This is a genomic window from Enterobacter sp. KBR-315C3_2022 (assembly GCF_041399425.1).
Taxonomy (GTDB): Bacteria; Pseudomonadota; Gammaproteobacteria; order Enterobacterales; family Enterobacteriaceae; genus Enterobacter.
In genome coordinates this window covers 117,112-134,640 of sequence record NZ_JBGKEB010000010.1, presented here as the reverse complement: position 1 = coordinate 134,640, position 17,529 = coordinate 117,112, and the positions used below count along the sequence as shown (strand labels likewise).

17 protein-coding genes are annotated in these 17,529 nt (G+C 60.6%); 3 read left to right on the top strand and 14 right to left on the bottom strand.

The annotated features are described in order from the left end of the window. Nucleotides 1-38 precede the first annotated feature (38 nt). Nucleotides 39-1,076 carry a permease gene (locus AB8804_RS12880; protein WP_371186690.1) on the top strand — a complete coding sequence of 346 codons (1,038 nt, stop codon included), beginning with the start codon at nucleotides 39-41 and terminating at the stop codon, nucleotides 1,074-1,076. Between the two features lie 50 nt (nucleotides 1,077-1,126). Here AB8804_RS12880 and dolP read toward each other — a convergent pair whose 3' ends face one another. From dolP to AB8804_RS12860, 4 genes are read right to left on the bottom strand one after another with little or no spacing between them, the layout of a single operon-like run. Then, nucleotides 1,127-1,702, bottom strand: a complete 576-nt coding sequence (gene dolP / locus AB8804_RS12875; RefSeq protein WP_371186687.1) for a division/outer membrane stress-associated lipid-binding lipoprotein — start codon at nucleotides 1,700-1,702, stop codon at nucleotides 1,127-1,129. A gap of 9 nt (nucleotides 1,703-1,711) precedes the next feature. Beyond that, the gene (gene diaA / locus AB8804_RS12870; protein ID WP_003861754.1) at nucleotides 1,712-2,302 is read right to left on the bottom strand and encodes a DnaA initiator-associating protein DiaA; all 591 of its coding nucleotides are present in this window, start codon (nucleotides 2,300-2,302) and stop codon (nucleotides 1,712-1,714) included. Nucleotides 2,303-2,323: 21 nt separating this feature from the next. Then, nucleotides 2,324-2,719, bottom strand: a complete 396-nt coding sequence (locus tag AB8804_RS12865; RefSeq protein WP_112010869.1) for a YraN family protein — start codon at nucleotides 2,717-2,719, stop codon at nucleotides 2,324-2,326. Beyond that, nucleotides 2,677-4,818 (bottom strand): penicillin-binding protein activator, encoded by a 2,142-nt coding sequence (locus AB8804_RS12860; protein ID WP_371186681.1) that lies wholly within the window; start codon nucleotides 4,816-4,818, stop codon nucleotides 2,677-2,679. Before AB8804_RS12860 ends, AB8804_RS12865 begins: the two co-directional genes overlap by 43 nt. 62 nt (nucleotides 4,819-4,880) lie before the next feature. Between AB8804_RS12860 and rsmI the strand changes: the two genes are divergently transcribed. Together rsmI and AB8804_RS12850 are read left to right on the top strand one after the other, a co-directional pair. Then, nucleotides 4,881-5,744 carry a 16S rRNA (cytidine(1402)-2'-O)-methyltransferase gene (rsmI, locus tag AB8804_RS12855; protein WP_371186678.1) on the top strand — a complete coding sequence of 288 codons (864 nt, stop codon included), beginning with the start codon at nucleotides 4,881-4,883 and terminating at the stop codon, nucleotides 5,742-5,744. Between the two features lie 5 nt (nucleotides 5,745-5,749). After that, a complete protein-coding gene (locus AB8804_RS12850) occupies nucleotides 5,750-6,730 on the top strand; it encodes a Fic family protein (RefSeq protein WP_371186676.1) in 981 nt (326 codons plus the stop codon). An 18-nt stretch (nucleotides 6,731-6,748) separates the two neighbouring features. Here AB8804_RS12850 and AB8804_RS12845 read toward each other — a convergent pair whose 3' ends face one another. The 10 genes from AB8804_RS12845 to agaV all read right to left on the bottom strand — a co-directional run bounded on the left by AB8804_RS12845 (nucleotide 6,749) and on the right by agaV (nucleotide 17,522). After that, nucleotides 6,749-8,638, bottom strand: coding sequence for an enterotoxin (locus tag AB8804_RS12845; protein WP_371186674.1), 1,890 nt, complete (start codon nucleotides 8,636-8,638; stop codon nucleotides 6,749-6,751). A 17-nt stretch (nucleotides 8,639-8,655) separates the two neighbouring features. Beyond that, nucleotides 8,656-9,828 (bottom strand): MalY/PatB family protein, encoded by a 1,173-nt coding sequence (locus AB8804_RS12840; RefSeq protein ID WP_371186672.1) that lies wholly within the window; start codon nucleotides 9,826-9,828, stop codon nucleotides 8,656-8,658. Between the two features lie 12 nt (nucleotides 9,829-9,840). Then, nucleotides 9,841-11,412 carry a maltose/glucose-specific PTS transporter subunit IIBC gene (malX, locus tag AB8804_RS12835; RefSeq protein ID WP_371186670.1) on the bottom strand — a complete coding sequence of 524 codons (1,572 nt, stop codon included), beginning with the start codon at nucleotides 11,410-11,412 and terminating at the stop codon, nucleotides 9,841-9,843. A gap of 120 nt (nucleotides 11,413-11,532) precedes the next feature. Continuing rightward, complete coding sequence (gene kbaY / locus AB8804_RS12830; RefSeq protein WP_371186668.1) at nucleotides 11,533-12,405, bottom strand: tagatose-bisphosphate aldolase subunit KbaY; 873 nt, start codon at nucleotides 12,403-12,405, stop codon at nucleotides 11,533-11,535. Between the two features lie 12 nt (nucleotides 12,406-12,417). Beyond that, complete coding sequence (locus AB8804_RS12825) at nucleotides 12,418-13,563, bottom strand: SIS domain-containing protein (protein ID WP_371186666.1); 1,146 nt, start codon at nucleotides 13,561-13,563, stop codon at nucleotides 12,418-12,420. Nucleotides 13,564-13,809: 246 nt separating this feature from the next. After that, nucleotides 13,810-14,943, bottom strand: a complete 1,134-nt coding sequence (gene nagA, locus AB8804_RS12820; protein ID WP_371186664.1) for an N-acetylglucosamine-6-phosphate deacetylase — start codon at nucleotides 14,941-14,943, stop codon at nucleotides 13,810-13,812. Continuing rightward, entirely contained in the window at nucleotides 14,940-15,374 is a 435-nt protein-coding gene (agaF, locus tag AB8804_RS12815) for a PTS galactosamine/N-acetylgalactosamine transporter subunit IIA (RefSeq protein ID WP_371186662.1), read from the bottom strand. Before agaF ends, nagA begins: the two co-directional genes overlap by 4 nt. Nucleotides 15,375-15,390: 16 nt before the next feature. Further along, nucleotides 15,391-16,269 (bottom strand): PTS N-acetylgalactosamine transporter subunit IID, encoded by an 879-nt coding sequence (gene agaE, locus AB8804_RS12810; protein ID WP_371186660.1) that lies wholly within the window; start codon nucleotides 16,267-16,269, stop codon nucleotides 15,391-15,393. Further along, nucleotides 16,259-17,038 carry a PTS N-acetylgalactosamine transporter subunit IIC gene (gene agaW, locus AB8804_RS12805; protein WP_371186657.1) on the bottom strand — a complete coding sequence of 260 codons (780 nt, stop codon included), beginning with the start codon at nucleotides 17,036-17,038 and terminating at the stop codon, nucleotides 16,259-16,261. Before agaW ends, agaE begins: the two co-directional genes overlap by 11 nt. Nucleotides 17,039-17,048: 10 nt before the next feature. Further along, nucleotides 17,049-17,522: a PTS N-acetylgalactosamine transporter subunit IIB gene (gene agaV / locus AB8804_RS12800; RefSeq protein ID WP_371186655.1), complete on the bottom strand. Its 474-nt coding sequence runs from the start codon at nucleotides 17,520-17,522 to the stop codon at nucleotides 17,049-17,051. Between the last annotated feature and the right edge of the window lie 7 nt (nucleotides 17,523-17,529).

Sequence of the window (17,529 nt, the reverse complement as noted above, 5' to 3'; positions counted from 1 at the left end):
TCCCCCGGCTAATTAAACAACACTCCCCGGGGAATGCTATGACTGGTCAGTCTTCATCTCAGGCGGCAACACCTGTTCAATGGTGGAAGCCCGCGCTCTTCTTTCTTGTGGTCATTATTGGCCTCTGGTACGTGAAATGGCAGCCGTATTACGGCAAAGCTTTCACCGCTGCCGACACCCACAGCATCGGTAAATCCATTCTCGCTCAGGCTGATTCCAGCCCGCTGCAGGCGGCGTGGGATTACGCCGTGGTCTACTTCCTTGCCGTCTGGAAGGCGGCCGTGCTCGGCGTGATTTTAGGATCGCTGATCCAGGTGCTGATCCCGCGCACCTGGCTGATTAAAACCCTTGGGCAGCCGCGCTTTCAGGGCACGCTTTTGGGCACGATTTTCTCGCTTCCGGGCATGATGTGCTCCTGCTGCGCCGCGCCCGTCACCGCGGGCATGCGTCGCCAGCGCGTCTCGATGGGCGGGGCGCTGGCGTTCTGGATGGGCAATCCGCTGCTCAACCCGGCGACGCTGGTGTTTATGGGCTTTGTGCTGGGCTGGTATTTTGCGTTTATTCGCCTGGCGGCAGGGCTGCTGACGGTGCTTATCGTCGCCTCGCTGGTGCAAAAGCTGGTGAAGGAGAGCCCGACGGAGCCCGCAACCGTTGAGCTGGACATCAGCGAACCGCAGGGCGGCTTCTTCGCGCGCTGGGGTAAAGCGCTGTGGCAGCTTTTCTGGAGCACGATCCCGGTTTATATCCTGGCGGTGCTGGTGCTTGGGGCCGCGCGCGTCTGGCTGTTCCCGCACGCGGACGGCGCTATCGACAACACGCTGCTGTGGGTGGTGGCGATGGCGATTGCAGGCTGCCTGTTTGTGATCCCGACCGCCGCGGAAATCCCGATTGTCCAGACCATGATGCTGGCCGGGATGGGCACCGCGCCTGCGCTGGCGCTGTTAATCACGCTGCCTGCGGTAAGCCTGCCGTCGCTGATTATGCTGCGTAAGTCATTCCCGGCAAAAGCGCTGTGGCTGACGGCGGGGCTGGTGGCGTTAAGCGGGGTGATGGTGGGGAGTATTGCGCTGCTGTAAAAAAAAGCCCGGTGGCGCTAGCGCGCACCGGGCCTGTTGTCAGGTTCAGGTTACTTGATGTAGGTAAACGCGGTGGTGACGTGCTTCACGCCGCTCACCCGGCTGGCGATATCCGCCGCCGCTTTCCCTTCGCGTTCGGTCACCAGGCCCAGCAGGAACACCTCGCCGTTTTCGGTGGTCACCTTCACGTTAGAAGATTTCACCTGGTCAGAGCCCAGCAGCTGGGAACGAACTTTGGTGGTGATCCAGGTATCGGACGACGCGGTGCCCAGGCCAATCGGCTGGCCCTGACGCACTTCGTTAAAGACCTCGGTGGTGCCTTCTACGCCCATGGCAATCTGCTTGGCGCGGCTGGCAAGATCCATGTTCGGCGCCTGGCCTGCCAGCAGCACTTTGCCCTGATAAGCCGTCACGTTGATGCGCGCTTCTTTCTTAATCTGTTCGTCTTTCGACAGCGCGCTGTTAACGCGCAGCTCCAGCGTGCCGTCGTCCACCTGGGTACCCACGGTACGCGGATCGGTCGCGGCCTTGGTGCCCACGGCAGCAGTGCCCACAACGGCCGCAGCGATACATCCCTGAAGCAACAGTGCAGACGTAAGAACTGCAAGGGTCGATAAAGCCTTCATGAGAACTCCTTAATCATCCTGGTGAGGGAAAAGCGTGTTATCGATCAAATCGCATAAGCAGTTCACCGTCAGCATATGCATCTCCTGAATGCGCGCGCTGCGGTGAGACGGAATGCGGATTTCCACGTCCTGCGGTCCCAAAAGACCCGCCAGCTCGCCGCCGTCATAGCCGGTTAAGGCCACGATGGTCATATCGCGGGTCACGGCGGCTTCTACGGCTTTCACAATGTCGCGGCTGTTGCCGCGGGTGGAAATCGCCAGCAGCACGTCTCCGGCGTGGCCTAGGGCGCGCACCTGCTTTGCGTAAATCTCGTCGTGGAGACGATCGTTTGCAATCGCTGTTAAGACCACATTATCGGTATTAAGTGCAATGGCGGGTAAACTGGGGCGCTCTGTTTCAAAACGATTGATCATGCTGGCAGCAAAATGCTGTGCGTTGGCGGCCGATGTACCGTTGCCACAACAGAGGATTTTGTTTCCGTTCAACAGCGACTGTACCAGCGTCATGGCCGCGCGCGAGATCGCGTCCGGAAGCGCTTCCGCTGCGGCAATCTGCGTTTGAATGCTTTCTGTGAAGCACACTTTAATTCGTTCGAGCACGTTATCCCTTTTAAATCTTATTTATGCGTCTTCGCCAAAAGCGTTTTTAAGCCAGTCGATCTCATTTCCGGTGAAGGCTACCACATCGAACCGGCAATCCACAGTATCAAAACTCCCATTATGGCGGGCAAGCCACAAGTGGGCAGTCTGTAATAATTTATGTTGTTTGGCGAGCGTCACGCTGGCGGCAGCACCGCCAAAACGGGACGACTGTCGGTAGCGTACTTCGACAAACACGGTCACCCGACCGTCCTTCATGATGAGGTCAATCTCGCCGCCGCGCCCGCGGACGTTGGCAGCGATAAAGCGCAGTCCTTTGCCTTCAAGCCAGCGGCGCGCTTTAAGCTCCCACGCGTCGCCGGTCTCTTTACGGCTTAACTGGCCGGGACGATTTGCCCCTGCTGGTATTTGAGCCATGATAACTTCCTGTTGATCACGCAGTCCTGGGTTGCGGTCAGATCGCCGGTATTGCCCTTGAGCTCAAAGCCCGGCACCTGACGCATCTGGCTAAAGTGGTTGGCCAGCGCCCACGCGTCCGCGCCCATCGCGTACAGGCGCGCCAGCGAGTAATCGTTACGCACCGCGCCGAGCGCCTGCTGCATCAGCTGCGGGTTGCTGCCTGCGAGCATCGGGATTTCGCTGTACTGCAGGCCGTCCATCTCCAGACGGAAGTCCGGGCCCGCCGTGCCCTGCGCGCTGCGGGAGCTGGCGTAGAGCGTTGCGCCGCTCTGGCTGCCGTTACGCATGGCAATCATTGGCTTGATAAAGGCGATCTCTTCCGGCGTGGCGACGATGTAGGCCGCGTCCACCTTGCCGCCGCCGCTAATCTGCGCGTCGGACGGTGGCGCAGGGATGGTCAGGCCGCCGATGGTCACGCTCTGCTGCTGCGGCAGGCTGGCGGTCACCGGGCTGCCGTTCAGCGCGATACCCGCGCCGCCGTTCACGCCCGCGCGCAGCTCGTTGGCCGAGCCAAATTTTTGCTGCAGCACGATGCCGCCGCCCAGCTTCTGCCACTCGTCGGCAAAGGCGCTGGCGACGCGATCGCCCAGCGCGCTGCGCGGCAGCAGCAGCAGCGGAGCCTGTTTGCCCTGCTCGTGGATATGGCGCGCGGCGTCGCGGGCTTCGTCTTCCGGAGAGAGGGCGAAGTAGCAGATGTTGGCGCGGTTCTGCACCTGTTCCGGCTGGTTGAGCGCCAGCACGTTCAGCGTGGTATTGCTCTTCATCAGCTCCTCCACGTTGTTCTTCAGCAGCGGGCCAACGACGATGCTGGCACCGTCTTTCTGAACCTGAGCAAGAACCTGATCCAGCGGCTGGGCGCTGGTGTCATAGATTTTCAGCTCGGCGCCCGGGTTGGCGCTGGTGGTCACCGGTGCCTGCGGCTGCGCAGCGGGCTGTGGCGCTGGCTGAGGCTGTTCCGCGGTGGCGTCAGCCGCCGGTGCGGCCTGGGCGTCTGCCGGAGCCTGAGCCGGAGCGGCAGGCGCTGGAGTTGTGGCCGGTGGCGTAGTCGGCGCGGTGACCGGGTTTTGCATCGTTCCCTGCGCCGGAGCCTGAGCGGTGGTTAAATCAGTGGTTTCTGCGGCGGACGGGCTTACCACGTCGTTCACATTGGCCGCCTGCGCGGCCTGCATCGGCACCGCGCTGCCCGTGACGGCCGTGATGCCGTTTTTAGCGGCCTCAAAACCCTGCTGGATGGTGCGACCAAACACCGCCGCCTGGCCGTTCAGCGGCAGCAGCAGGGCGATTTTACTGGTGGAGGCCGGCGTGAAGTTCTGCACATTCACCAGCTGCGTTGGCAGCATTTTTGCCCCAGGATTTTGCGGATAGCGGGTCTGCCAGTCGGTAATCCCGGCTTTCAGCATTTTCGGATCGCTGCGGTTGTTAAACCACATCTGCTGCAGATCCAGCCAGCCCTGCAGGACGTTTTCATCAGCGTTGATCACCAGCGCCTGCGCCTGTTCCTGCGTCATGGAGGAGAGCGCCTGCCAGGTGGCATCAACGTTTTGCTGTTTATCTTTTCCTGAAAGCAGCGGTTCTTGCGCGATCAGCGCGCGCAGGAGCTGCAGGGAAGGGCGGCCCTGCTCGGCAGCAATGCCGGTTTGCCAGAAGCGGGCCTGCTGGTTTTTATCCAGCGCGCCGATATCGATACTGCCGAGGATCTTTTTCGCCCCGTCAACATCGTTCTGCGCGACCTTAAGCTCGGCTGCGAGCAGGCTTTGCTCGCGGCGCTGCGTATCGTTCAGATCCTGCGGCAGCTGGTTAAACAGCTCAGCGGCCCGCGCGGTCTTGCCCTCTTTCAGCAGTGCACGAATGGCGAGTAATTGCCAGTTGGTCTTGGTATCATTTGAACTCTGCGACATTTGCTGCAGGTAATAGCCGGAGTCAGCCTGGGCTGCGCCCTGCATATGGGCAGCGCTCTGGTCCGGCGCCTGGGTGCCACAGCCTGCAAAGATCAGGGCTGCCAGCAGAACAGGCACGCTGCGCGCGGCTTTTTTTCGAAGAAACGTTAACGGTACCATACTGTATCCAGTGAATTTTTTTTCGCAATGCTCAATATTAAATCGGCAATACGGACGAAACAATGAAACAACACGAATCGGCAGATAATTCTCAAGGCCAGCTTTATATTGTACCTACTCCTATCGGGAATTTGTCTGATATTACCCAACGTGCGCTCACCGTACTGCAAGCTGTTGATTTAATTGCTGCTGAAGATACCCGCCACACCGGTTTGCTTCTTCAACACTTTGCGATTAACGCCCGTTTGTTTGCCCTGCACGATCACAATGAGCAACAAAAAGCCGAAACGCTGGTGGCCAAGCTGAAAGAGGGGCAGAACATCGCGCTGGTTTCCGATGCCGGAACGCCGCTGATCAACGATCCGGGCTACCATCTGGTGCGCACCTGCCGCGAAGCGGGCATCCGCGTGGTGCCGCTGCCGGGCCCGTGCGCCGCCATCGCCGCGCTCAGCGCCGCGGGCCTGCCGTCCGATCGCTTCTGCTATGAAGGCTTCCTGCCCGCCAAATCCAAAGGCCGCCGCGACGCGCTAAAAGCGCTCGAAGCCGAGCCGCGCACCCTGATTTTTTACGAATCCACCCATCGCCTGCTGGAAAGCCTGGACGATATGGTGACCGTCTGGGGCGAATCCCGCTACGTGGTGCTGGCGCGCGAGCTGACCAAAACCTGGGAAACCATCCACGGCGCGCCGGTGGGCGAACTGCTGGCGTGGGTGAAAGAAGACGAAAACCGCCGCAAGGGCGAGATGGTGCTGATTGTCGAAGGGCATAAAGCCCAGGAGGACGCCCTGCCCGCCGACGCGCTGCGCACGCTGGCGCTGCTGCAGGCTGAACTGCCGCTCAAGAAGGCCGCCGCGCTGGCCGCGGAGATCCACGGCGTGAAGAAGAATGCGCTGTATAAATATGCGCTGGAGCAGCAGGGGGAGTAAGCCAAATGAGCCGCTATCAGCCTCCTTTCACCATTACGCCCTTAATCCTCAATCAGGTGGTTGAGATTGGTGAGCTGTTGGGGCATTGGGCGGCGCGTTCAGGCAGAACTTCGCCACTCCTTCGTAAAGAGAACCGTATACGCACGATTCAGGCATCGCTGGCCATTGAACACAACTCGCTAACGACCGGGCAGGTAACGGCGATCATGGATGGCAAGCGCGTGCTAGCCCCTGAAAAAGATATTCAGGAAGTACGCAACGCTATTGTTGCTTATGAGAAATTGCCCGAATGGAAGCCCTGGAAGCTCGCTGACTTACTGAGCGCGCACCGAACGTTAATGGTGGGTCTGGTCGATCGTCCTGGAAAGCTCAGGAATGGCGATGTAGGGATATACCGCGGAAAGCAGCTCGTGCACATGGCGCCGCCCGCCTCGCAGATGACCCGGCTTATCGACGATCTGCTCTCCTGGCTTAAGCAAACCGATCTTCACCCGCTCATTGCAAGCTCGGTATTTCATTATGAGTTTGAATTTATTCACCCTTTTGCGGATGGAAATGGGCGCATGGGGCGGCTGTGGCAAACGCTGATCTTAAGCCAGTGGCGTGCTGAGCTTGCCTGGCTGCCCGTTGAGACGCTCATTCACTTCCAGCAGGCGCGCTATTACCAGATTTTAGGACAATGCGATCGGGCCAGTGACTGCACGCCATTCGTGGAGTTTATGCTGCAAAACATGGCCGAAGCGCTGCGGGAAGGAATGGGTACCACTTCCGCAATGTCGGAAAAGGTGTCGGAAGAATTGTCGGAAAAGGAAAGCGCTATCCTTGAGCTTCTTGCCGCTCAGCCGCAAATGACGGCGGTGAAGCTGGCATCCGCGCTGGGCGTAACGTCCCGCACTGCGGAACGTCATCTCCAGGCGTTGCAGGCAAAAGGCAAATTAAAACGCCTCGGAGCCAGAAAGGGGGGAAGCTGGCAGGTCCTGTCTTGACCTGCCAGTTGAGCAATTTTATTTGCCTGGCACCGCCTCAAACACCAGCGTTTCCAGCGGTTGCAGGGTAATGACTACCGCGTTCTTATACTCCGTCGGCACGGTTGAGTTGCTGCCGTACACCGCCTTCAGGCTGAACTGCGCCACCTCTCCCGTCGGGATCTCAAAGTCTCTCGTCAGATCCAGATAGTAGCTTTGCGGTTTGTCCGACGGGTTACGCAGGCCGAGGATCGCCTTGTCTTTGCTCCACGATGCCCAGCCGTAAACCGCAAGCGCCGTCGGGTCGCCGCCAATCCAGTGGGTGTCGACCAGCACGCTGGCGTTATCCCGCGACCACTTCGCCGCTTTCGCCAGCGTGTCCCACTTCGCCTTGTTCAGCATTGACGGGGTAATGTACAGCTCCTGCAGCTGGGTGCCGGTGGCGAAATAGCTCCAGACCTGATCGGCAAAATCGCCGTCCGTCTGCACCTTCTCCAGCCCGTAATAGGCGTTTTCGGCGCTGATGATCCCGTGGTACATCAGCGAGTTCAGCGGGAACAGCGGGCCTTTACGCACGATGGAGCGGTACGTTTCGGCGTCGCGGTAGGTCATCCACTGCTGCACCGGCGTGCCGGGGCCGTACAGGTTGATATCGTCGCCCTGCCGCCAGATGGAATCGGCGTAGAACAGCCAAGACGGGCTGGCGTCGGTGCCGGTGGTCAGGTTGATGAACAGGTTCGGATTCGCGCTGCGCATGTTGTGCAGCAGGGCGATCGAGGCGTCAAAATCGGAGGCAAACGGGCTGCCCTTGATGTGCGAGTTGGCGTTGCCCATGCCGTCCAGCTTGAACGAGGAAATGTGCTCGTTTTTGATCAGCTTGACGATCTGCTCGTTAAAGTTCTTAAAGTAGTTCGGGCCAGACAGCGCCAGCTTGCCGTCCACCGTTTCGAAGCCGTACTCCTTCGCATGGGAAACGCGGACGTCGCGCGGCTTGTTGTAGCCGCCCCACGGCGAGAGCCACAGCCCGACCGAGCTGTGCAGGCTGTCGGCTTTTTCCTTCACCTTGCCAAAGCCGTTGCTGAACGCCGGGCCAAACAGCCAGCGTCCGGTGCGGTCGTCCCAGCCGTCGTCAAGCAGGAACGCGTCCAGCGCCACGCCGCGCCCGGTGATAAATTCCTTATTCCACTCGTCCATTCGCCCCAGCACGTCCTGCTCGCTGTAGGGGTTAAAGAAGCCGATATCCATCCAGCTGTTGTAGTGCAGGTACGGCTTATACGGGCGCGGGCGCACGTCGTTGACGAAGGTATTCACGCTGCGGCGCAGCTGGCTGGTTTCCGGGAACGTGCCGAAGTAGGTGGTATAGCTGACCGGCGTCTCGGGCTGAATAGGCGTTTTCAGCTCCACGTTCAGGTTGGTGGTGGCCTCGTAGGCGTAGGTATTCACGATCGGCTTATCCGGCAGGATAAAGAACGAATCGGCGACGATCGGCGAGCTGTTGATTGCGCCGTCAACGTAGGGCGCCTGAGACTGCTTTTTGGTCGGGAAGAAGGTGATTTTTGCCACATCGCGCGGCTGGCCGACGGCCGCGACGGTGTAATCAATGCTGGCGTATTTACCCTTCACCAGGTTTAGCGCCACGGTCACGTTAAAATCCGGGCGGGTGAAGTTGATAACAATCGCGTTGTCGCGTTTTTCCACGCCTTTGATTTTAAAATCCGCGGTGTGGATTTTGGTTTCATCCGGCAGCGTCAGGAAAAACAGCTCCTGCGGCGCAAGCGGATGACCGGCGAGCTTGTCTTTCACCACCGCCGCGGCGTTGGCATCGTCAAACGAGAGGGCAATCTTGTCGTTTTCCAGCGCGTAGTTCGCCGCCAGCGCGCCGTGGGAAGCCAGCAGGGCAAGCATCGAGAGTGCGAGCACGTTTTTCATCAGGTTTTGCTCCTTCTTTAATAATGCGTCAGCATTCGTTGAACGGATTGCTCCAGCCAGTAGCGCTGGGTGCCGAAATTAATGCGCAGGTAGTTTTCGCCGTTTTGCACGTAGTGGCTGCCGTCTTCAATGACCACGCCAGCCTGGCGGGCGAAGTGTTCCGTCAGCTGCGTCGCGTTGCGCTCGTCGGCGCTGACGTCTACCCACGCCAGGTACGACGATTCCGGGTTCATCATTTTCCAGGCCGGGAAGTGGGTCTGGATGGCATCCGCCAGATAGCGCGCGTTGCCGCGAAGATAGTCGTTCAGCGCGTCCAGCCACGGCAGGCCGTGCCGGTAGGCGAGGATAATTCCCCACACGCCGAAAATGTTGGGCGAGGTAATGGAGTTTTTCTCCAGCTGCTGGCGAAAGCGCTGGCGCAGGACCGGGTCGGGGATCATCGAATAGGACGTTTTCAGGCCGCCGAGGTTGAAGGCCTTATTCGGCGAGGTCAGCACGATCAGGTTGTCCCGCGCGGCGCAGCCCGGTGCCAGACAGCTGACGAACTCGCCGTCCAGAAGGTGCTCGGCGTGCACCTCATCGACCACCAGGATCGTGCCGTAGCGCTTACACAGATCGGAGACCAGGCGGATCTCCTCGGCGCGCCAGATCCGGCCCGAAGGGTTGTGCGGCGAGCAGAAGAACCACAGCTTCGGACGCTGCGTCCTGAGCTGCTCTTCAACCAGGTTGAAATCGAGCTGATAGCGGTTCTCCTCCACGCGCAGCGGGTTAGCGAGCACCCGCACGCCCTGGCGCTGCGTGGCCATTGCGAACGGGTCGTACACCGGCGTGTTCATCATCACGCAGTCGCCGGGCGCGCAGAACGCCTGCACCGTGTAGTGCAGCGTGGAAACGGTGCCGTAGGTGAGGGTAATCCACGATTTCTCCACCTCAACCCGATGGCGCGTGCGTTGAAAGCTCATCACCGCGTCGTAAAACTCGTCGAAGCACCACGTGTAGCCGAAGGTGCCGTGCTCCACGATGCGCTGAAAGCCCTCAATCACCGCGAGCGGCGAGGTGAAATCCATGTCGGCAATCCACAGCGGAATAAACCCCTCCGGAACGCTGCCGAAGCGCGAGCAGACGAACGCGTGGTCCCACTTGCGGCACTTATCGCTTTTGCGCTCAATGATTTTGTCGAAATCAAACACAACAACCCCCTGTTAAATTAACGCTTCAATGCCGGTTTTGACGCTCTGCACCTGCGGGCCGATGATCACCTGCACGCTGTGCGCATCCAGCACCACCACCGACAGGGCGCCCGCTTCCTTCAGCGCCTGCTGGTCGATAAGCCCCATATCCTTCACCACCAGGCGCAGGCGGGTGATGCAGTTGTCGAGCGAATCAATGTTCTCTTTGCCGCCCAGCGCGCGCAGGATCAGCCCGTGATCGTATTTCGATTTACCGCGCGCGCGGGTGTTGGCCTCCACGGCCTGCAGCGCGCCCTGAGGATCCACTTCGCGTCCCGGCGTTTTGATATCGTGCTTGAGGATGTACCAGCGGAAGACGAAGAAGTAGATGGCGAACCAGGCGATACCGACCGGGAATACCAGATACCATTTGGTGGACATGCCCTGCATCACGCCGAAGATCAGCAGGTCGAGGATCCCGCCGTCGGTGTTACCGATGGTCACGCCCAGCAGCGCCATCACCATCAGCGCCAGGCCGGACATCACGATGTGGAAGGCGTACAGCGCGGGGGCGATAAACAGGAACAGAAACTCGATCGGTTCTGAAATGCCGGTCACCACCGACACCAGCACGCCGGAGAGCAGCAGGCCCTTAATCACCGGGCGGTTTTCCGGGCGCGCGGTGCGGTAGATGGCGTAGGCGACCGCCGGCAGGCCAAAGATAAAGGTCGGCATAAAGCCCTGCGACAGGAACGCGGTGACGTGCGGGCTGAACGGCAGGCCCGCCTTCAGCTCGGCGTAGAAAATGTTCAGCGCCCCGGCGACTTCGTGTCCGTTTACCATCTCAATGCCGCCCGCGGGGGTGAAGCGCACCATCGCCAGCAGGATGTGGTGCAGGCCAAACGGCTTGAGCAGCAGCACGCCCACGCCGTAGAGGAACGGGCCAAAGACGCTGGTGCTCTGGATGATGTGGCCGATCCCGGCGATGCCCAGCGCGACGTATTCCCACAGCAGCGGAATAAACAGCCCCACCAGGGAGAGCGTCAGGGCGGTGATAATCGGCACGAAGCGGATGCCGCTAAAGAAGGCGAAAGCGTCGTGCAGCACCGTGTCCTGAAAGCGATCGTGCAGGAAGTAAGTGATTACCCCCACGACGATGCCGCCCAGCACGCCCATCTCCAGGGTTTGGATCCCGAGCACGATGGACTGGCCCACCTGGCGCATGGTGGCGGCATCGGCGAGCTGGTGGGTGGCGGTCAGGTAATAATTGATGCTCATGTTCATCAGCATGTAGCCAACAAACCCGGCAAACGCGCCCACGGCCTTATTGTGTTTGGCGAGGCCCATGGGGATCGCCATGGCGAACATCAGCGGAAGATAGGTAAAGGCGAAGCCGCCCACCATCGCGATAAAGCCAAAGGTCAGCTGCGTGAGTTCGCCGCCGAGAAAAGGAAAGCTTTTAATCGTGGAAGGGCTGGTTACCGAGCTGCCGATGCCCAGCAGCAGGCCCATAAACGCCAGAAGGGAGACCGGAAACATAAAGGTCTTTCCCAGGCTTTGAAAAAACTCCCACGCTTTCGATTTGAATGACTTTTCCTGTGTCATGTAGGGTACTCCTCGGAATTTTTTTATGGTAATGGAAGGCGCGGTCGTGAATAAGAACGCGCCTTCATATTTGCGAGGCTTATAGTTATTTTTTAGGTTCTGACGTAATGCGCGATGGGATCAGGCTTCTGCCGGTAGCAGCAGTCGGTTAGCCGAGCCGCAGACGGTGATTTTGCTTTTCACCACCTCTTTCATGGCGTCCATGCCGACACGCATGTAGTAGCGCGGGTCGTTGCCCTGCGGGTTTTCGGCAAACCACTCTTTCACCGCGGCGGCGAACGCAATTTTCAGCTCGGTCGCCACGTTCACTTTGCACACCCCCAGCTCGATGGTGCGGCGCACGTCCTCGTCCGGCACGTCGCTCGCGCCGTGCAGCACCAGCGGAATGCTGACCACCTCGCGGATCTCCGCCAGCCGCTGGAAGTCGATTTTTGGGCGTTTGGTATACAGCCCGTGCGCGGTGCCGATGGCGACGGCCAGGCTGTCGACGCCGGTCAGCTCGACGAAGCGCTTCGCCTCCAGCGGATCGGTCAGGAACGCGCTTTCGGCATCAACGCTCATGTCATCCTCCACGCCGCCCAGGCGGCCCAGCTCGGCCTCTACGCTGCAGTCGTTGAGGTGGCAGAAATCGACCACCGATTTCACCAGCTTCACGTTTTGCTCGAACGGATAGTGGCTGCCGTCGATCATCGCGCTGCGCACGCCCGCGTTCACCTTGCGGCAAATGTCGTCCAGCGACTCGTGGTGATCGAGGTGCAGCGCCAGCGGCATGTCGTAGGTCTGGGAGTAGGCGCTGCACAGGGCGTAGATCTCTTCCAGCGCAATGTGCTTGAAGGTGCCGGGCGTCCCAGCGAGGATCACCGGCGATCGCATTTCGCTGCACGTTTCGAGGATCGCCTGGATCGTCTCGGCGTTGTGAATGTTGAACGCGGGCACGGCGTAGCCTTTGGCCTGCGCGTCCTGCAGAAGGTATTTGGTTGAGATAATGCTCATGGTGCGATCCTCTTAAGCCTGCCACGGATGAATAATGACGCCCTGCACGACGCGGTTTACGGTGCCGCTGGCGGACGGCGTATCGGGGGTGTTGCCCACGCTCAGGGACTGGGTGAGCGCGAAGACCTGGGCATACATCAGGAAGCAAAACGCCTGCTCCACGTCGATAAACGTCCGCGACGGCGGCAGCAGAATGTGCGGCCCGGCTTCGACGATCGGATCGCTTTCAGCGGCAATCGCCACCACGCCCATCGCCTGGCGATCCCGTCGCAGCTCGGCCAGCAGATCCAGATCGTACCGGCGGGTATACGGATGGCTGGAAACAAACACGACGATCAGCGTCTCACCGTCCACCAGCGATTTCGGCCCGTGGCGAAAGCCGGTAGGGGAGTCATAAAACGCGGCCAGCTTGCCCGCCGTCAGCTCCAGCACCTTCAGCGCCGACTCGCGCGCCGCGCCCTGCAGCCCGCCGCTGCCGAGGTAAACAATCCTTTTCCACGGCTCGCTGCCGAACACGCCCTGGCTGAAATCGCCTAGCGAGGTGAGGATCGCCCTGCAGCGATCGGCCACGTCGCGGAAGGTGCTGGCGTTGATCGTCTCGGGCGCGAATACCGCCAGGCAGCTCGCCATCATGGTGGTGATGCTGCTGGTCATCGCGAAGCCGCGATCGTGCGTCTCGGCGGGCATCAGCAGGGCATAGGCGTTATCGCTGTCGATGGCGTTCTGGTAGAGGCTTCCCGCTTCGTTACAGGTGATCGACAGGTGGTAGCACTCCGGCACGAACTGGTTTGCCAGCTCGACGGCCGCGACGCTTTCCGGGCTGTTGCCGGAGCGGGCAAACGAGACCAGCAGCAGCGGGCGCGCCGGGCTGAAGTAATCCATCGGGTTGGTGACCAGGTCCGTGGTGGGCACGGCGCTGATGTTTTTCCCGGTGCGGCTGGCGAGCCACGGGGCAATAATGTCGCCGATAAACGCGGAGGTTCCCGCGCCGGTCAGCACGATCCGCAGATCGCTTTTGCGCAGCAGCGGCGTCAGGAAGCCGTCGATCGACGATCGCAGGTTGTCGATATTGTTGAGCGAGCGGATCCAGCTGTCGGGCTGCTGGCGGATCTCGCTTTCTGTCCATGTGCCGGTGGCGGCGGTATTCATTTCAGGCATAACTCAGTCCTTAGTCGCGTGAATGTCACTTCAGACGCAGGCAAACAGGTTGCTATCTTTCGTTTCGTTTCACTTGTTCACGTAAGCAGTTAAATAAAATCTATAGAAAAGAAATCGAAAGTTCAATGAGAGAAAGGAAATAAAACGAAAAGTGTGATCGCAAAGGAAATGCGAACAACGAAGGAAAGGAAAAGAAAGGCCTTACGATTGGGCGTCGCAAGGCCAAATGGACAGACAAAGAAAGGTCTAAAGGGGGAGAGCCTGATCCTGAATCCAGATATTCTGCAGGTGTAAACCGTCGTCTAGCGCGATCAGGTTTGCGCGCTTGCCCGGCCTCAGCGAGCCAAGCTTGCCGTCGATGCCCAGCAGGCGGGCCGGATGCAGCGAAGCCATATGTATCGCCTCTTCAGGCGCTGCGCCTGCCAGCTCGACCATATTCCGCACGGCGGCATCCAGCGAAAGCGTGCTGCCCGCCAGCCCGCCGGACGCGGTGCGCACCACGCCGCTTTGCATAACAACGTCCTCACCGCACAGCGTGTAGCACCCGTCGGGCATGCCTGCGGCCTGCATCGCGTCGGTGATTAACACCACGCGATCCTTCGCGCAGCAGGTGCAAAGCCGCATGGCGACCGGATGCACGTGGTGGCCGTCGGCAATCAGCTCCAGCCACGCCCGCGCATCGGTAAGCCCTGCGCCCACCATGCCCGGCTCGCGATGGTGCAGCCCGGTCATGCCGTTGTAGCAGTGCACCAGCCCGTCCGCCCCCGCGTCAAAGGCGGCGCGGGTTTGCTCGCACGTGGCGGCGCTGTGCCCGAGCATGACGCGCACGCCCCGCTGCTTGAGGTGGCGAATTGCCGCGAGCGCGCCCGCTTTTTCGGGGGCCAGCGCCACCGCGCGCAGCGTGTTCCGCGAGACGGCAATCAGCGCGTCCAGCTCGGCGATGTCCAGCTCCCGAAACAGCTCCGGCGGGTGAGCGCCTTTGTTCTGCGGCGTAAAATAGGGCCCTTCCAGGTAGCTGCCCAAAACGTTCGCGCCGGGACCGCCGGACGCAACCCGACGGGCGATGCGCCCGAGCGCCGCGTGAATGGCCGCCAGCGGCGCGGTAACGGTCGTGGGCACAAACGCCCCCACGCCTTCGCGCGCCTTGTGCATGGCTAAGGTATCAAGCGCGCCGGGCGCATCGTCCATCACATCCACGCCCGCGCCGCCGTGGACGTGGATGTCGATGTAGGCCGGGCAAAGGCGCTCGGCCTCGCGGGCCGTCACGCCCGCGGGAATCGGTTCGATTGCGGTGATGACGCCGTCATCCATGCGCAGCTGGTGGTCGGTCAGCCAGCCCGCTTCCGTGAGCAGCCGACGCGCGCGCAGCAGCTGGCTCATATGCCTTCCTCGGCGGGCGCGTCCTCGCGACAGCGCGCCAGCTCGTCAACCAGGCTAGTCAGCCCGCGGTGCCCGCACGCCAGCGCCTGCAGGCGAAACGCTTCGCTGCTGAGCCCGTCGCGCTCCAGCACCATCTCCAGTAAGAGTTGAAGATTGGTGCCGGTTATCACTTCGCTACCCGGTCTTTGCATCGCCAGCGTCGAGGCCACGCGAAACGGCGTGCCGCCCAGCAGGTCGGTGAGAAACACAATATCGTGCCGCGCGTCCAGGCTGTTCACCGCCTGCTCAAGCTGCTCGGTGAGCCGCGCGGTGGTGGACGACTCGGGAAAATCGATGGCGATAAACTGCGGCTGCTCGCCGAGGATCTGCTTCATCGCCTGCTCAAGCCCGCTGGCAAAGCCGCCGTGGCCCGTCAAAATAATGCCTAACATCGCAACCTCTTTGCTTTTACAGGAAGTGAAGGAACTTGCCGACCACGCCCAGCACCACGGTGATGCCAATCAGGCGCAGTGGGCTCCAGCCGCGGCGCACCAGCCAGAACATGGTCAGGGTGTAGACCAGCGGCAGGAAGGCGGGCATCAGCTTGTCGATAACGTCGGCTTGCAGCTTGACCACCGCATCCCCGGCCTTAATCTCCAGCGTGGTGTTGAGGCGCACGTAGGTTGCCACCAGCGCGCCGATGACCGTCATCCCGACGATGGAGGCGGCGTGTCCGACCTTTTTGGTGTTGGCTTTTATCAGCGGGATCGCCGCCACGCCCATGCGGTAGGCGTAGTGCGCCAGGCCAAACCGCAGGCCGAGGTGGACCACGTTAAACAGCACGATAAAGACCACGGCGCCGAGTATGGAACCCTGGAGCGCCAGGCTGGCGCCGATGCCGCCGCAGATGGGCAGCAGCGTTAGCCAGAACATGGCGTCGCCGATGCCGCCGAGCGGCGCGCCCACGGCAATCTTGGTGCTCTGAATGCTGTTCACGTCCTGCTTGGAGCGCTCCATCGCCAGGATAATGCCGATCACAAACGTCACCAGGAACGGGTGGGTGTTGAAGAAGCCCATGTGGCCCTTCATGGCGCGCGCCAGGTCCCGCTTGTTGGTGTGGATCTTTTTCAGCGCGGGCAGCAGTCCGTAAAGCCAGCCGGAGGCCTGCATACGCTCGTAGTTAAACGAGGCCTGCAGCAGCATGGAGCGCCAGGCCACGCGGTTGATGTCTTTTTTCGTCAGCTCGGCGCCGATGCCCTGGTCTTCGTAGACGTTTTCATTGACGCCGGTGAGCAGGGTTTCCTCGCTCTCGGACGCGCCCGGCAGAACGGTGTGGTTAGATGCCATCTTCAAATTCCTCTTTTTGCGCAGCGGGAGCAGACGGTTCAGGCGATTTTCGCATCAGGTCGATCAGCGCCATGGCCAGCGCGGCGGCGGCAATCGCCAGCACCGGCAGCTTCAGCCAGGCCGCGGCGACAAAGCCGATAATGAAATAGGGGATATAGACGTTTTTCATCATGATCTTCAGCAGCACGGCGAAGCCGATCGCGGGCATGATGCCGCCCGCCACGCCGAGGCCGTCAATCAGGCGCTCCGGCAGGACGTCAATGGCGGTTTTCGCGTGTTCCGCGCCGAAGTAGATCGGCAGGAAAGCGCACAGGAAGTAGAAGACGCCGAGCGCCAGCAGCGCGAGGTAGTTAACCCGCTCGATGCCGCGGGTATCGGCATTGGCCGCCATGCGGTCGCAGCGGGACATCACGCCCGACATCACCGAGAACAGGAACGTGATCCCCATCTGAACCGCCACCGCAAACGGCACGGCGACCCCAACGGCGACGTCCGGCTTCACGCCCGTGGTGATGGCGAACGTGGTGCCAACGATGGTGCCGATAATGACGTTCGGCGGCTGCGCGCCCGCCAGCGGGGCCAGCCCCATCCAGACCAGCTCCAGCGTACCGCCGGTCAAAATGCCGGTATGCAAATCGCCCAGAATCAGGCCAACCAGCGGCCCGAGCACCACCGGGCGGTGCATATGCGTTAACCCGTTAAACATGTCCAGGCCCGCGATAAAGGCAAGGATGCCTAACGCGAATGCCTGCAATAGACTGATTTCCATTGTGAATCCCTCAAAGTAGTGTAAAGAGATCCAAAGCAGTTTCTGTTGGAACGCCCTGAACGAAGCATTCCACACCGGCGGCCTTCAAACCGTTAAAGGCCGCAACATCGTTAGCGTCTACAGATACCGTTTTGGCAATTTGCCGTTTGCCATTGGCGTAGTGCATGTTTCCCACGTTGATACGGGCGACGGGAACGCCGCCCTCCACCAGCCTGAGAAAATCCGCGGGCGATTTGCAGACCAGCAGAATTTTCTGCCGATCGGCGGCGCGGTGAATGTTGTCGATCGTTTTTTGCAGCGACCAAAAGCGCACGGCGATCCCTTCCGCGAGCACCATTTCCATCAGGTTTTGCTGAACCGGATCCTCTGCAACCTCGTCATTGGCCACCAGCACCAGGTTTGCCCCCGCAAACCCCACCCACTGCACGCCGACCTGACCGTGGATCAGGCGCTCATCGATGCGGCATAAAACAATGTTTGGCATAGCGTTT

Coding starts and splice junctions, on each gene's coding strand:
- AB8804_RS12880 (WP_371186690.1), top strand. CDS start 39: ATGACTGGTCAGTCTTCATCTCAGGCGGCAACACCTGTTCAATGGTGG.
- dolP (WP_371186687.1), bottom strand. CDS start 1,702: ATGAAGGCTTTATCGACCCTTGCAGTTCTTACGTCTGCACTGTTGCTT.
- AB8804_RS12865 (WP_112010869.1), bottom strand. CDS start 2,719: ATGGCTCAAATACCAGCAGGGGCAAATCGTCCCGGCCAGTTAAGCCGT.
- AB8804_RS12860 (WP_371186681.1), bottom strand. CDS start 4,818: ATGGTACCGTTAACGTTTCTTCGAAAAAAAGCCGCGCGCAGCGTGCCT.
- rsmI (WP_371186678.1), top strand. CDS start 4,881: ATGAAACAACACGAATCGGCAGATAATTCTCAAGGCCAGCTTTATATT.
- AB8804_RS12850 (WP_371186676.1), top strand. CDS start 5,750: ATGAGCCGCTATCAGCCTCCTTTCACCATTACGCCCTTAATCCTCAAT.
- AB8804_RS12845 (WP_371186674.1), bottom strand. CDS start 8,638: ATGAAAAACGTGCTCGCACTCTCGATGCTTGCCCTGCTGGCTTCCCAC.
- malX (WP_371186670.1), bottom strand. CDS start 11,412: ATGACACAGGAAAAGTCATTCAAATCGAAAGCGTGGGAGTTTTTTCAA.
- kbaY (WP_371186668.1), bottom strand. CDS start 12,405: ATGAGCATTATCTCAACCAAATACCTTCTGCAGGACGCGCAGGCCAAA.
- AB8804_RS12825 (WP_371186666.1), bottom strand. CDS start 13,563: ATGCCTGAAATGAATACCGCCGCCACCGGCACATGGACAGAAAGCGAG.
- nagA (WP_371186664.1), bottom strand. CDS start 14,943: ATGAGCCAGCTGCTGCGCGCGCGTCGGCTGCTCACGGAAGCGGGCTGG.
- agaF (WP_371186662.1), bottom strand. CDS start 15,374: ATGTTAGGCATTATTTTGACGGGCCACGGCGGCTTTGCCAGCGGGCTT.
- agaE (WP_371186660.1), bottom strand. CDS start 16,269: ATGGCATCTAACCACACCGTTCTGCCGGGCGCGTCCGAGAGCGAGGAA.
- agaW (WP_371186657.1), bottom strand. CDS start 17,038: ATGGAAATCAGTCTATTGCAGGCATTCGCGTTAGGCATCCTTGCCTTT.
- agaV (WP_371186655.1), bottom strand. CDS start 17,522: ATGCCAAACATTGTTTTATGCCGCATCGATGAGCGCCTGATCCACGGT.